Below are 14456 nucleotides of genomic sequence, written 5' to 3' on the forward strand. Positions count from 1 at the left end.
GCGCTGCCGTCCTATTCCGCCGCGAGCTTGTCCACCACGCCGTAGGTCGCCTGGTAGAGCGCGCGCTGGCGGCTGAGCGCTACCATCGTGTTGCGCAGCAGGATCGCCACGGTAATGGGACCGACACCGCCCGGCACCGGCGTGATCCAGGACGCGACATGCTTGACGCTCTCGGTATCGACGTCGCCGACGATGCGGCTTTCCCCGTTAGGGCCGATTTCCGAGTTGATGCCGATGTCGATGACGGCCGCACCCGGCTTGACCATGTCGGCCTTGATCAGCCGCGGCTTGCCGACGGCGACGAACAGCGCGTCGGCGCGGCGCGCGTGCGCCGCCACCGAACGCGTCATGTGATGGCAGACCGTCACCGTCGCGCCCTCGCTCATCAGCAGGAAGGCGATCGGTTTGCCGACGATCTCGGAATGGCCGACGACCACGACCTCGAGCCCCTTGAGATCGAGACCGGTTTCCTTCAGCAGTTCGACCGAGGCGGCCGCCGTACAGGGGGCAAGGTCGAGCTGGTTGTAGACGATGTTGCCGATCGAGGCCGGGTGCATGCCCTCGACGTCCTTCAGCGGATGCACCGCCGCCTGCAGCGTCCTGATCGGGATGTGCACAGGAACCGGCCGCTGGATGATGATGCCGGTGACGCGCGGGTCGGCGTTCAGGCCATGGATCGCCGCTTCGAGTTCGCCGGCGGTGATGTCGGCGCCAAACCGCCTTTCCTCGAACCCGATGCCGGCCAGGTCCGCCTTGGCGCGCTGGTTGCGCACATAGACATCGACCGCAGCTGTGTCGCCGACGGTGATCGACACCAGTTTGGGTGGAAAACCTTCGGCGTTGGCGATCGCTGCATCCTCGCGGACGGCGGCGATGATGCGTTGGGCGACCGGGCCGCCCCTGAGATAGCGGCTATCGTCGGACAGGGACATGGATGAACCTTCTGTCTGGAAGCGTTGCAGCCGACATAGCAAAACTCTTTGGAAAATGGCAGCACGAAAGCGAACCGCTATGCCTCGCGCGCGACGTACCGGCCAAGCCTGACCTTACCGGGCTTTGTAAACGAAAAGGGCAGCGCGGTTTATTGCGCTGCCCTTTCGCGACTGGCCGCATCCCCACACGGCCCGTCCCCCGTTAACCTTCGACCGGTCTCAAAAACGATCCGCTTTCTGGACCATGTGATTCGCAGCCACGATCATATCACCACGACCGTCGTACCGACACTGACACGCTCATAGAGGTCGACGACGTCCTCGTTGCGCATGCGGATGCAGCCCGACGACACGGCGCCGCCGATCGTCCAGGGCTGGTTGGTGCCGTGGATGCGGTAGAGCGTCGAGCCGAGATAAAGCGCGCGCGCGCCGAGCGGGTTCTCGGCGCCGCCGGCGACATAGGTCGGCAGGTAGCGGCCCTTGGCGGCTTCGCGCGTGATCATCTCCGCCGGCGGCCGCCATTCGGGCCAGACCTTCTTCTGCGTGATCTTGTGCTTTCCGGCCCATTCGAAGCCCGGCTTGCCGGTGCCGACGCCATAGCGCCGCGCCTTGCCGTTCTTCTCGACCAGATAAAGAAAATTCTCTCTCGTATCGATGACGATCGTGCCCGGCTTGTGCGGGCCGTCATAGGCGACTTCCTGCGGCAGGTAGATCGGGTCGATCTGTGGGCGCGCGACCATGCGCTTCTTGGACGGCGCCTGCATCGCGGCCGTATGCAGCTCAGTCGGTTGTGCCTGCCGCTGATAACGGCGCTGCGGCTTTTGCATCTCTTGCCGGTTCTGCCGGACGATGCCCGGGGCGTGGCCAAGCTGCAGCACCCAGGGCGCCGAAAGGTCGGGGCTCACCACCACCGGCGGCCTGTCGGCGTAACGGTCATTGGCGCTGGAGGATGTAGCGGCAGCGGCAAGTACGGCTGCGGCGCCGAGCATCGGGAACAAAAATCTCTTCATCGGAACGCACCCTGATCGTCGAACATGCGGGGGCGAAAAGCGTCCCCGGTTTCCAGGACATTGGTGCGGAGCAGCAACCGAAACGTGAATCGGAATGCGTAAAATGCTCCTTTGTCAGTAAACCTCTTGGTGTGGTTACCGGCCGGTTCAGGAATCTGGTAAAGCCGGAGTAAAGCGGTGCAAAAAGCGCCTTAACGAATGGAATTTCGCCATGGATGAAAAAACAGGCCTGCTCGCCGGCCCCGATGGTATCGCGCGCTGCTTCTGGCACGGCAACCTGCCCGACTACCTGCATTACCACGATCACGAATGGGGCCGACCGGTCACCGACGATCGCAGGCTGTTCGAAAAGATCTGCCTCGAGGGCTTTCAGTCGGGCCTGTCCTGGCTGACCATATTGCGCAAGCGCGAGAATTTCCGCGAGGCCTTCGCCGGCTTCGATGTCGACAGGATCGCCGCCTTCACCGACGACGATGTCGAGCGCCTGCTCGGCAATGCCGGCATCATCCGCCACCGCGGCAAGATCGTCTCGACCATCAGCAACGCAAAACGGGCGCGCGAACTGGCCGACGAGGCCGGCTCGCTGGCGGCCTGGTTCTGGAAATTCGAACCCGGCCCCGACGAACGCCCCGAAATCGTCGATCTCGCCCATCTTCGCGCCAATCCGACCACGGCGGTCTCGGTTCGCATTTCGAAGGAGCTGAAAAAGCGCGGCTGGAGCTTTGTCGGCCCGACCACCGTCTACGCCTTCATGCAGGCCATGGGGCTGGTCAACGACCACCTCGAGGGCTGCGTCTGCCGCGAACAGGTCGAGGCGGAGCGCAAGGCGTTCAAGCGGCCGAAGTAGCTCAGGCGCCGCCGGCGCCGGCCAGGAAAAGCCCGGCGACGAGGGCCGCCAACGTGGCAAAAGCCGGATAGATCACCAGCAGGCTGGTCATTAGCGCATCGCGCATGGTCGGTCCTGGACGCTCGTCCGCGGCGATGTCGAATGGTCCCGCTGTCTGGCCTGCCGGTCTCGGTGCATGGCCATCGGCCGGCCGCAGCCTTGGCAGCTCGCGGGCGCCGCTGTCGATACTGTCGAATTTCCGTGCCGTGGTCATGGCCCGAACCCCTTGTTTCGGCGCGCTTTATCGGCTGCGATTGTGTCGGCACAATGCCGCGCTTATGGCGGAATTGTTTCGTTTATCACGTGGTTTGTTTCAGGAAAGGTGCAAACCCTTGCCGGTCCGGACAGGTTCGGTTAGGACACGCCCACTCGAAATAAGTCACCGATTACTTAGCAAAAAGTACCCATCCCATGGCCGACAAATCGGAAAAGATGAAAGCGCGGCTGCCGCGCGGGTTTGTCGACCGCGGCGCCGACGACATCCGCGCCGTCGAGAAGATGATGGCGACGATCCGCGCGGTCTACGAGCTTTACGGCTTCGAGCCGGTCGACCAGCCGCTGATCGAATACACCGATGCGCTGGGCAAGTTCCTGCCCGACCAGGACCGGCCGAACGAGGGCGTGTTCTCCTTCCAGGACGACGACGACCAGTGGCTGTCGCTGCGCTACGATTTGACGGCGCCGATGGCGCGCTTCGTCGCCGAGAACTATGAGCGCCTGCCGAAACCCTATCGCAGCTACCGCTCCGGCTGGGTGTTCCGCAACGAAAAGCCCGGCCCCGGCCGCTTCCGCCAGTTCATGCAGTTCGACGCCGACACGGTCGGCACGCCGGGCGTCGCGGCGGATGCCGAGATGGCGATGATGATGGCCGACGTGATGGAGGCGCTCGGCATCAAGCGCGGCGATTACGTCATCCGCGTCAACAATCGGAAAGTGCTGGACGGCGTGCTGGAGGCGATCGGGCTTGGCGGCGACGAGAATGCCGGGCGCCGGCTGACTGTGCTGAGGGCAATCGACAAGCTGGATAAGCTTGGGCCGGAAGGCGTAAGACTTTTGCTTGGACCGGGGCGCTGGGATGGCGGCAGGGAGGGTGAGGGAGACTTCGCCAAGGGCGCTGGCCTGAATGATGTGCAGGCCGAGGCAGTTCTGTTCGCGACAGCGAAGCCTGGTCGGGATGATCAGCCTCAACGGGATTCCGGCGTAGCTGCAAACGCAGTCTTCCAAGAAGGCGTCACCGAGCTTACGACGATTGAAGCCTTGGTCAGGGCAGCGGGATACGGCGAAGATCGTATTGCTATGGATCGTTCCGTCGTCCGCGGCCTCGAATATTACACCGGCCCGGTCTACGAAGCCGAACTGCTGGCGGAAATCCCCAACGAAGAGGGAAAAATCGTGCGCTTCGGCTCGGTCGGCGGTGGCGGGCGCTATGACGGGCTCGTCTCGCGCTTCCGTGGCGAGCCGGTGCCGGCGACCGGCTTTTCCATCGGCGTCTCCAGGCTGATGACCGCGCTGAAGAACCTCGGCAAGCTCGACACGTCTGACGTCATCGCGCCGGTCGTCGTGCTCACCATGGACAAGGACACGGAAAGCCTCGGCCGCTACCAGAAGATGGTGGCCGAGCTGCGCGCCGCTGGCATCCGCTCCGAAATGTATCTCGGCGGCGCCGGCATGAAGGCGCAGCTCAAATATGCCGACCGCCGCGGCAGCCCGGTCGCCATCATCCAGGGCGGCGACGAGCGCGCCAAGGGCGAGGTGCAGATCAAGGATCTGATCGAAGGCGCGAAGATGTCGGCGGAGATTACCGATAACGCCGAATGGCGCGCGGCGCGGCCGGCGCAGGTGACGGTGGCGGAAAGCGAGTTGGTCGCCGAGGTGAAGAATATACTGGCGGCGCAGGCTGCTGACCGTACGAAGGGTGGCGCGTGAACACCCCCCTCTGGCCTGCCGGCCATCTCCCCCGCAAGGGGGGAGATCGGCAGTGTCTGCGACGGCGCTTGCCTTGCGACGCTGGCGATTTGCGAAAGCGGCAATGCAAGCCAATCTCCCTCCTTGCGGGGGAGATGGCCGGCAGGTCAGAGGGGGGTGCCTCGCGCCCAACCGATCAATGACCTCCCGCTACCCTGCCATCGCATCGGACATTGCGACGCTCTTCGCCGCGCGTGGCACGCATGCGGTCGAGGTTGCCGTGCTGCAGCCGGCCGATCCATTCCTCGATATGGCGGGCGAGGATCTGCGCCGGCGTATTTTCCTCACTGAAAGCGAGACGGGCCAGACACTGTGCCTGCGGCCGGAATTCACCATTCCGGTCTGCCTCGACCACATTGCCAGCCAGGCCGGCACGCCGCGCCGCTATTCTTATCTCGGCGAGGTGTTTCGCCAGCGCCGCGAGGGCGGCAACGAGTTCTTCCAGGCCGGAATCGAGGATCTCGGCGACGGCGACACGCCGCAGGCCGATGCCCGTTCGCTGGCCGATGCGCATGCGCTGCTTTCGCTGGTGCTGCCGGGCCAGGCTTTGACCGTCACGCTCGGCGACCAGACCATATTCGAGGCGGTGCTGGCAGCCCTCGGCCTGCCGCGCGGCTGGCGCATGCGACTGGCCCGCGCCTTCGGCTCGGCGGCGATGCTGGAGGCGGCCCTTGCCGACCTCGCCAACCCGCCGCGCAACGGCCAACTCGCCGGCCCGGTCGCTGCCCTCGTCCTCGACGGCGACCTGGAAGGGCTTTCAACCCACATCGCCGGCGGCATGGAGCAGGCGGGCCTGTCGGCGTCGGCCGGGCGCTCGCCGTCCGACATCGCGCGGCGGCTGATCGAGAAGGCCGAACTGCGCAGCGTGCGGCTCTCGAACGAGGCGTTTTCGGCGCTGAAGAGTTTTCTGGCCATCGACGTGCCGCTCGACGGCGCGGCACAGGCACTTGAAATTTTCGCGGCCGACGCCGGCCTTTCGCTGGGCGCGGCGCTGGACAATTTTTCGGCGCGCGCCAAGGCGATTGAAGCGCATGGCCTGCCGGTCGAAAAAATCCGCTATGACGCCGCCTTCGGCCGTCCGCTCGATTACTACACCGGCCTGGTCTTCGAAATCGCTGCGCAAGACAGCGACCGGCCGCTGGCCGGCGGCGGCCGCTATGACCGGCTGCTGACGCTGCTCGGCGCGAAAACACCGATCCCCGGCGTCGGCTTTTCCGTCTGGCTCGACCGCATCGAAGCCCTCCGGGAGAAGGCGCGATGATCACGCTGGCGATCCCGTCGAAAGGCCGGCTCAAGGAGCAGGCGCTGCAGGTGCTGGCGAGCGCCGGGCTTGCCGTCAGCCTGCCCGGCGACGAGCGCAAATACCGCGCCCGCATCGAAGGCGTGGAAAGCGTCGAGGTGGCGTTCCTGTCGGCGTCCGAGATCGCAGGCGAGATCGGCCAGGGTTCGGTCGATCTCGGCATCACCGGCGAGGACCTGCTGCGCGAAAGCCTCGCCGACTGGGAAGCGCGCGCGGAAATCGTCGCCCGCCTCGGTTTCGGCAATGCCGATGTCGTGGTGGCGGTGCCCGACATCTGGCTCGATGTCGATACGATGGCCGATCTCGACGACGTCGCCGCCGATTTCCGCCAGCGCCATGGCAGGCGGCTCAGGATCGCCACCAAATACTGGCGGCTGACCCAGCAGTTCTTTTCGCAAAAGCACGGCATCCAGGTCTATCGCATCGTCGAAAGCCTGGGCGCTACAGAGGGCGCGCCGGCGGCGGGACTGGCCGACGTCATCGTCGACATCACCACGTCAGGCTCGACGCTGCGCGCCAACCATCTGAAGGTTTTGGCCGACGGCATCATCCTGCGCTCGCAAGCCTGCCTCGTCGCATCGAGGAAGACGCGCAGCAAGGCCGACGAGGCTTTGCTGCGCGACATCGCGGCGAAGATGGCATCCGTGGAGAGGTAGCTCTCCTCCAGCTTGGGTTCCTCGCCCCCCGCGAAGCGGGGGAGAGGTGGCCGCGAAGCGGCCGGAGAGGGGGCTTTCGTAGGGCGCGGTTTCCCCTCTCCGTCTCGGCTTCGCCGAGCCACCTCTCCCCACTTCGTGGGGCGAGGAACCCAAGCTGGAATGAAGCAGGCGGACAAAGGAGTAGCGCCGACCTGAAGCCATTTGCCCTGAGGCATGGCAGGTTTGTTCTTGCTTTGTGCCGGCAGTTATGTTAGTAATTCCAGTACGGTGCTGATTTGCGCCGACGACCCGCCCGCCGAGGCGGGTTTTTTGTTTCGGTGCCACCCGCACAGGGCCGAAATCGAGGTTGGCGGCGCGGCTTCGAAGCCTGTCCCTACCATCGGCGGGATTTCCACCGCCCGGGCAGGCTGATAGACTCAGGTTTGTCTGCGGAGGAGACGGTGATGCCGATCAATCTCGACGAGTTGAAGAACGCCACCAACCTGCGCGGTCCGCGCAAGGACGGCACGTTCGTCGCGCCGGTCGACGGCAAAGCGCATGTGTCGGGCGAGCGCACCGTGCCGCTGCTGCATGAGACGATCCCGGCGCTGCTTTCCGATACGGTCAGCAAATACGGCACGCTCGATGCCGCCGTCTTCGTCGAGCAGGACAAGCGCTTCACCTGGAGCGAGCTGTACGACACCGTCGACGCGCTGGCCGCCGGTTTCCTGGCGCTCGGCCTGGAAAAGGGCGACCGCGTCGGTATCTGGTCGCCCAACCGCTGGGAATGGCTGGTGACGCAGTTCGCCACCGCGCGCATCGGCCTGATCCTGGTCAACATCAACCCGGCCTACCGGCTGACCGAGCTGGACTATGCGCTGAACAAGGTCGGCTGTAAGGCGCTGGTGACGGCCGCCAGGTTCAAGACCTCCGACTATCTCGGCATGATCGAAACGCTGGCGCCGGAGATCGCGACGGCGACACCGGGCAAGCTCGAGGCGAAAAAGCTGCCGGCGCTGAAGATCGTCATCCGCATGGGCGAGGAGAATTCGCCGGGCATGTTCAATTTCGCCGACGTGCTGGCGATGGCCGGCCGCGACGAGCATGACAGCCTCGACCGGATCTCCGAGGGGCTGAAACCGGACGACGCCATCAACATCCAGTTCACCTCAGGCACGACAGGCGCGCCCAAGGGCGCGACGCTGACCCACAACAACATCGTCAACAACGGCAATTTCGTCACCTCGGCGATCAGGCTCACCGTCGACGACCGGCTGTGCATCCCGGTGCCGCTCTATCACTGCTTCGGCATGTCGATGGGCACGATCGGCTGCGTCACCAAGGGCGCGACCATGGTTTTCCCGGGCGAGGGCTTCGATGCCGGCGCCACGCTGAAAGCGGTGGCGGGCGAGCGTTGCACCGGCCTCTACGGCGTGCCGACCATGTTCGTCGCCCTGCTCGACCATCCCGATTTCCAGTCCTTCGATCTCTCCAGCCTGCGCACCGGCATCATGGCCGGCTCGCCGTGCCCGATCGAGGTGATGAAGAAGGTGGTGTCGCTGATGCACATGGCAGAGGTGACCATCGCCTACGGCATGACCGAGACCAGCCCGGTGTCGTTCCAGAGCAGCGTCGACGACCCGCTGGAAAAGCGCGTCTCGACCGTCGGGCGCGTCCATCCCCATGTCGAGGTCAAGGCCATCGATGCCGAGGGCGCCACCGTTGCGGTCGGCGCCCCGGGCGAGCTCTGCACGCGCGGCTACTCCGTGATGAAGGGCTATTGGAACGACGAGGAAAAGACCCGGGAGGCGATCGACAGCGGCGGCTGGATGCACACCGGCGACCTCGCCACCATCGACGCCGAGGGCTATTGCAACATTGTCGGCCGGGTCAAGGACATGGTCATCCGCGGCGGCGAAAACGTCTATCCGCGCGAGGTCGAGGAGTTCCTCTACCGCCACCCCAAGGTCAAGGAGGTGCAGGTGTTCGGCATTCCCGATCCGAAATACGGCGAGGAGCTTTGCGCCTGGATCGTGCTGAAGCCCGGCCAGATCGCCACCGAGCAGGAGATCAAGGCCTTCTGCGCCGGCCAGATCGCCCACTACAAGATCCCGCGCCACATCCGCTTCCGCACCGAATTGCCGATGACGGTGACCGGCAAGCCGCAGAAATTCTTGATGCGCGAGGCGATGGTCGAGGAGTTGGGGCTGGTGACGCAGAAGACGGCTTGAGGGAGCGGGCGCTCTTCGATTTTGTCGTTGCGCTGTCGCGATCCTGCGGCATCTCCTGGAGCCGCGGTTGTTCGTGAGGAGTCGAACCCGGCCACTGCCGGATAAGCAATGATATCGGCTAATGCAGGTTCCCCAAAAGCACGCCCTCGGGCTTGAACCGGGGGTGCGCAGCGGTTTTGGGACAACGACATGCGCAAAAACAAGACTTAAAGCGCGTCGCGTGTATTCGTTCAAACGTGACGCCGCTCAAGGTGCTTCAGACAGGTTTTCCGCAAGGTTCGCAGAGATGCATAGGGCTTGAATGAGTGGTTTCGGACGATCGGCGGTTTCTTATGCGATGCCCTTGGCCGCCCTGGCGGTGGCTGTTGCAGTCAGAGCCAGCGGGCTGTCGATGGACGAAGGTTCGCTGAACATCAAGATCGTTGTCGGAGCGCTTTCGAGCGCTATCATGTTCACCACCATTTTCGTAGTGCTCGAGCACGCCGAAGCGGTGGCCCGGCGTGTGGGGGAACCGTATGGCACGTTGGTGCTGACTATTGCCGTGACGGCTATCGAAGTGTCGATCATCGTTTCCATGATGCTGCATGGAGAGAACAACCCTACGCTTGCCCGTGAGTCCGTCTTCTCGACGGTGATGATTACATCTACCGGCGTTGTCGGCACATGTCTCACGCTTGGCGGCTGGCGTCATCGCAAGCAGGCAATCGTTCGACAAGGCACCAGCGCCTATCTGGCGGTCCTGGTCGCACTGACCGTCATGACGCTTATTCTGCCGACCTACACACGAGCTACGGATCCTGGCACTTTTTCAGCGGCTCAACTTGGTTTTGTGAGCGTACTTTCAGTGCTGCTTTATTCGGGTTTTCTGTTCGCGCAGACGGTCCGGCACCGGGACGATTTCATCGAAGGACAAGCACACGGCGTTTCGATTCGAACTGCCCCTCACGAAAGCGTCTCTGCCAGCGCGCTGCTCCTGCTAATTGGGCTGGTCGGAATTGTCATGCTCGCCGAGCAAGTCGCTGCAAGCGTTGAAGATGCGCTCGTTACTTACCAAGTGGTCCAGGCTGACGCCATTGTGGGGGCATTGATCGCGGGGCTGGTTTTGATGCCGGAGGCCGTTTCGGCGGTTCGTGCGGCACTCAACAATGAGTTGCAGCGCGGTTTGAATGTCGCGATGGGTTCGGCCTGCGCTACAATTGGTTTGACAATACCGGCAGTCGCCGCCGCCAGCCTGCTGACGGGAAGGGGGTTGACCCTGGGACTCCCTGTGGCTGACACTGTACTTTTGATTTTAGCGCTTTTCATATGTAACGTAAGCTTTAGCACCGAAAGAACAACATTCTTGACTGGATTGGTCCATATTGTAGTATTTTTTACCTATTTTTTTTTAATATTTATACCGTGAAATTTTGAGGCAGGCAATCAGACGCAGGGACAAGACCGGTTACGTTATCGATCGGGTTCTCGAACGGGCAGCCATCCGCTTCCGCACCGAGTTGCCGATACCGGCAAGCCGCAGAAGTTCTTGATGCGCATACGATTGGTCGAGGAACTGGGGCTGGTGACGGCGAGGACGGCTTGAGGGAGCGGGCGTCTGCTTTGCGCCCAAAAACCGGTCGCTCAGCAGAGGTGCGATCGCCGTCCGCTTCTGGCGCGACCTGCTCGTTCTGGCAGATGAGCCGAACGGCAGCGTCGCCGCGTGACGTTCGCGACATTCGCATCGCGGCCGCTTCAAACGGCTTGATGTCGCCTTATTTGGTGTTGGAGCAAGCTATCGTGTTAAGATTGCAGGTCGGCACCGTGCTACCTTAGGGCAACGCGGCTGCAAGTGCCGGTTCGTACACATGAGTATACTGCCAAGCTGACCGCAGAAGACAATGCAAAGATTTTCTTGCCGCAGATTTTCGCAAAAGCAAGGAGACGTTCATGAGCGCAAGTGGCCGATATCTCCGGAGCCTGGTGGCATGCATGCTTGCCTGTGTCTTCTGGGTGGATACCGCTTCAGCGCAGTCGAATAACGCCGGCTGTACGTTCGAACTGGTAGCAGGTACGTCCCGACAAATTCTGAGATGCCGGGAAGGCCTTACCATCATTGCGGAAGATGGCGCTCGTTTTGCACTGGTGGACCGTGATCGAAATGGTAGTGCCGATGCGGTCAGATTACGGCGCAAGGCGCTGTTGCTCGATGCTCCAGCCGGCAGGGTCCGGGGTGGCTTCGCTGTCGTCACCCCGCAGGCGATCGCCGCGGTGCGAGGTACAAAATGGGCAGTCGACGTTGCCCGAGGCAAGACGTCTGTTTTCGTCGTCAAAGGTCGCGTCGCCGTGCAAAGGCCGGCGTCCAATGCTGGCGTAGTCCTCGGGCCGGGCGAAGGCGTCGATGTGGAAGCCGGAACAGGCACACTGACGGTCAAGCGCTGGCCCGCCGCACGTGTTTCGGCTTTGATGGCCCGTTTCGGTCAGTAAGCTAAATGAGCGGGCGAGCGCTTCAGACGCTGATCGCGCTCGTTCTGGCGGGTCTTTGGGGGGCCGGCCTTGGCTTTGCGCACTGGCGCGGCAACATGTGGTCCCTCGATCGCGTCGAAGCAACGATGACGGATCTTCGAACGCTTGTTCGGGGAACGGCAAAGCCGCCGGAGCTGATCACCATTGTCGCAATAGACGACGAAGCGGTCCGAAACGAGGGCCGCTATCCCCTCAGCCGCGCCACGCTTGCCCGGATTGTCGATACGATAGCTCGCTTTGGACCGAAAGCCATTGCGGTCGACCTGCTGCTGGTCGATCCTGGGAAAAAAGGTGATGATGAGGCGCTCGCGCGTTCGCTGCGTGGAACTTCAAGCGTAATCGCTGCTGCAGCGGTCTACTCGGGAGGTAAACAATCGATTGCAACCGAGGGCGATGGCCCTCTCACCCGAGTGCCGAATGCCAAGCGGTTTCTGTGGCCCCTGACAGCGTTCTCGGATATCGCCGCTGTCGGCGTCGTGAACGTGGTTACCGACTGGACGGGAACGCCTCGGTTCGTCCCGTTGCTGTTTCGGGCCGGAGATCGGACGGAAGCGTCTTTCTCCCTGCGCGTTGCCGCCATGGCGGTGGGAGAGGATCCGGGAATTGCGCCCGACTATCTATCTCTGGGCGGACAGCGGATTCGGACGGACATTGGTCACATACTCCCTCTGACATTCTATGGCCCCCGCGGCACGATCCGCACGATCAGCGCCACGACGGTGCTGGGGGGCCAAGTCGATGGCGGCATTATTCGGGATCGAATTGTTGTGATCGGAGCAACTGCAACCGGCGCCGGCGATGTTTTCCCGACACCGTTTGATCCCGTGCTCCCAGGCGTCGAGGTCATGTCGACGGCCATTGCCCATCTGATGACCGGCGACGGCATAGTGCGAGATCAGTACGTTCGCCTTGCAGATGCCGGCTTTGCAGTGGTGCTGCCAGTGGTTCTGGTGGGGCTGTTGGCATGGCGTCGCAACGCCATCGGCCTTGCAGCGATCGTCGGCGTGGTTGTGATCTGGTTCGTGGTCAACATGACCGCATTCTCACACCATATCTGGCTGAGCGCGGCGTTGCCGATGGCCGCCGCCGTTCCGCCAGCTATTTTGTTCGGGGCCGCGCAGCTTTGGTTGGGCAGGAACCAGGCCCAGTATTTCGCCACGCAGAGCGAATTGCTTCAACGAGTTCAGGCCCCGGGCTTTGCGGAGTGGCTCGCGAAGCATGGCGACTTTCTCCTGGAACCTGTCCGGAGGGACGCCGCCATCATATTCATTGACCTGTCCGGTTTCACCGGACTGAGCGAAACATTGGGGCCGAACGCCACACGCGAACTTTTGAACACGTTCCATGCGTTGGTGGACGAGGAGGTGACAAGCTGCGGTGGCGTTGTCACGAATTTCATGGGTGACGGAGCCATGATCCTGTTCGGTCTACCGGAAGCAGCGACAGATGATGCCTTCAATGCTGCCCGCTGCTGCGCGGCGCTCTCCAGCCGTACCAACAACTGGCTCGTCTCGTTGCCCGCATCAACTGCATCTAGGCTCGGCTTCAAGATCGGAGCGCATTACGGAACAATCGTTGCGTCGAGACTCGGTGGCAAAGGCCGTCAGCACATCGCAACTACGGGTGATACGGTTAACGTCGCCAGTCGCTTGATGGAGATAGCGGCCGACCAAAATGCCGAAGTCGCGGTGAGCGACAAAATGCTGCAAGTCGCCGGCCGCGACTGCGAGTTGTTCAAATCTGGTGCTCTAAGAGGACCTGTGGAAGCACAGGTCCGCGGGCGTTCAGGCTCGCTCGCAATCTGGCTGTGGCAGAGTTCGCAGACGCTGTAGGATACCAGGCCCCGTGAACAATGATGGTACCGGAATGTCTGAATGGCGCCCGTCTGGCCGCGACACTTCAAATCCTGTCTGAGGCCTCGGCCAACCCGGACAGGAGATTCTGAAAAAATCCGCATTGATGGAAGGCAGCTTCGGGGTCAACAGCAGACTTTCCGTTGGAAAACGTGTCATCCCCTCACGCCGCCAGCACAGCCGCATCCAGCCCGCGAATGATCTTCGCCAGTTCGACGCATTCGTCATGGCGAACCTTGTTGCGCCGCCAGGCGAGGCAGATCGTGCGTTGCGGCATTGGCTCCTGGAACGGCACGATCTTCAGGTCGGGAATGGTGCTGGCCGGTCCTGCCGCCATTTCCGGGATGAGCGTGACGCCGAGCCCGTGCGCCACCATCTGCAGCAGCGTCGTCAGGCTGGTCGCGCCGTAGCTTGCCATTGCCACCGGCCGCACGCTGCCGCAGACGGCAAGCGCCTGTTCGCGCAGGCAATGGCCTTCCTCCAGCAGCATCAGCCTTTCCAGCGCCGGGCTTTCCGGCGGAACCGGCGGCGAGGCGAAGGCGGGATCGCCGGTCGGCACGGCAAGGAAGAAGCGGTCGCAGAAGAGCTCTTCGGTGATCAGGCCGGGCTGGTCTAGGGGAAGCGCCGCGATGAAGGCGTCGAGCCGTCCTGTGGTGGTGTCCTCGACCAGCGACGCGGTCACCGCTTCGCGCAGTTCGAGCTGCAAGGCCGGGAAATGCCGTCTCAGCTCCGGCAGCACATGCGGCAGGAGATAGGGCGCCACCGTCGGGATGATGCCGAGCCGGAAGCGTCCCTCCATCGCCGGGCGGCCACGCCGCGCCGTGGTCTCGATCTCGCGGATGTCGGCAAGAATGCGTTCGATGCGCGGCAGCATGGCCAGCGCCTCGTCGGTCATCCGCACCGATTTGCCGCCGCGCTCGAACAGCCGGCAGTTGAGCCGCAACTCCATCTCTGCGATCTGCGAGGACAGCGCCGGCTGGCTGACGCCGGCCAGCTTCGCGGCGCGGCCGAAATGCAGCGTCTGCGCCAACGCCTCGAAATACTGCATCTGCCGGACGGTTAGACCTATCATAAGGAAAAACTATCAGAACAAACAGGAAAGGCAATTTGTCTTTATCGGCAATGCGGCCTAGTCTGGAACC

Annotated in this window: 12 protein-coding genes; 8 read left to right on the forward strand and 4 right to left on the reverse strand. The window is 63.0% G+C overall.

Annotated elements, in window-relative coordinates; translation table 11 throughout:
• Positions 1-11: 11 nt before the first annotated feature.
• Positions 12-932 carry a bifunctional 5,10-methylenetetrahydrofolate dehydrogenase/5,10-methenyltetrahydrofolate cyclohydrolase gene (locus E5X88_RS06190; protein WP_292159306.1) on the reverse strand — a complete coding sequence of 307 codons (921 nt, stop codon included), beginning with the start codon at positions 930-932 and terminating at the stop codon, positions 12-14.
• Positions 933-1195: 263 nt separating this feature from the next.
• Positions 1196-1942, reverse strand: a complete 747-nt coding sequence (locus tag E5X88_RS06195) for a L,D-transpeptidase (RefSeq protein WP_292159308.1) — start codon at positions 1940-1942, stop codon at positions 1196-1198.
• 211 nt (positions 1943-2153) lie between these two features.
• On the opposite strand from E5X88_RS06195, the gene E5X88_RS06200 reads away from it, so the two are divergent.
• The gene (locus tag E5X88_RS06200; RefSeq protein ID WP_292159310.1) at positions 2154-2789 is read left to right on the forward strand and encodes a DNA-3-methyladenine glycosylase I; all 636 of its coding nucleotides are present in this window, start codon (positions 2154-2156) and stop codon (positions 2787-2789) included.
• A 1-nt stretch (position 2790) separates the two neighbouring features.
• On the opposite strand, the gene E5X88_RS06205 is transcribed toward E5X88_RS06200, so the two are convergent.
• The gene (locus E5X88_RS06205; RefSeq protein ID WP_292159312.1) at positions 2791-3042 is read right to left on the reverse strand and encodes a hypothetical protein; all 252 of its coding nucleotides are present in this window, start codon (positions 3040-3042) and stop codon (positions 2791-2793) included.
• A 197-nt stretch (positions 3043-3239) separates the two neighbouring features.
• On the opposite strand from E5X88_RS06205, the gene hisS reads away from it, so the two are divergent.
• From hisS to E5X88_RS06240, 7 genes are all read left to right on the forward strand, one after another.
• Positions 3240-4754: a histidine--tRNA ligase gene (gene hisS, locus E5X88_RS06210; protein WP_292159314.1), complete on the forward strand. Its 1515-nt coding sequence runs from the start codon at positions 3240-3242 to the stop codon at positions 4752-4754.
• 178 nt (positions 4755-4932) lie between these two features.
• Positions 4933-6054 (forward strand): ATP phosphoribosyltransferase regulatory subunit, encoded by a 1122-nt coding sequence (locus tag E5X88_RS06215; protein WP_292159316.1) that lies wholly within the window; start codon positions 4933-4935, stop codon positions 6052-6054.
• A complete protein-coding gene (gene hisG / locus E5X88_RS06220) occupies positions 6051-6749 on the forward strand; it encodes an ATP phosphoribosyltransferase (protein WP_292159318.1) in 699 nt (232 codons plus the stop codon). Before E5X88_RS06215 ends, hisG begins: the two co-directional genes overlap by 4 nt.
• A 443-nt stretch (positions 6750-7192) precedes the next feature.
• The gene (locus tag E5X88_RS06225; RefSeq protein ID WP_292159319.1) at positions 7193-8959 is read left to right on the forward strand and encodes an AMP-binding protein; all 1767 of its coding nucleotides are present in this window, start codon (positions 7193-7195) and stop codon (positions 8957-8959) included.
• 301 nt (positions 8960-9260) lie between these two features.
• Positions 9261-10364 carry an ionic transporter gene (locus E5X88_RS06230; protein ID WP_292159323.1) on the forward strand — a complete coding sequence of 368 codons (1104 nt, stop codon included), beginning with the start codon at positions 9261-9263 and terminating at the stop codon, positions 10362-10364.
• A 563-nt stretch (positions 10365-10927) separates the two neighbouring features.
• Positions 10928-11422, forward strand: coding sequence for a FecR domain-containing protein (locus E5X88_RS06235; RefSeq protein WP_245451624.1), 495 nt, complete (start codon positions 10928-10930; stop codon positions 11420-11422).
• Positions 11423-11427: 5 nt separating this feature from the next.
• The gene (locus tag E5X88_RS06240) at positions 11428-13293 is read left to right on the forward strand and encodes a CHASE2 domain-containing protein (protein WP_292159326.1); all 1866 of its coding nucleotides are present in this window, start codon (positions 11428-11430) and stop codon (positions 13291-13293) included.
• 184 nt (positions 13294-13477) lie between these two features.
• Here E5X88_RS06240 and E5X88_RS06245 read toward each other — a convergent pair whose 3' ends face one another.
• Positions 13478-14386, reverse strand: a complete 909-nt coding sequence (locus E5X88_RS06245; RefSeq protein ID WP_292159328.1) for a hydrogen peroxide-inducible genes activator — start codon at positions 14384-14386, stop codon at positions 13478-13480.
• Between the last annotated feature and the right edge of the window lie 70 nt (positions 14387-14456).

It is taken from the genome of Mesorhizobium sp. (assembly GCF_004962245.1).
Taxonomy (GTDB): Bacteria; Pseudomonadota; Alphaproteobacteria; order Rhizobiales; family Rhizobiaceae; genus Mesorhizobium.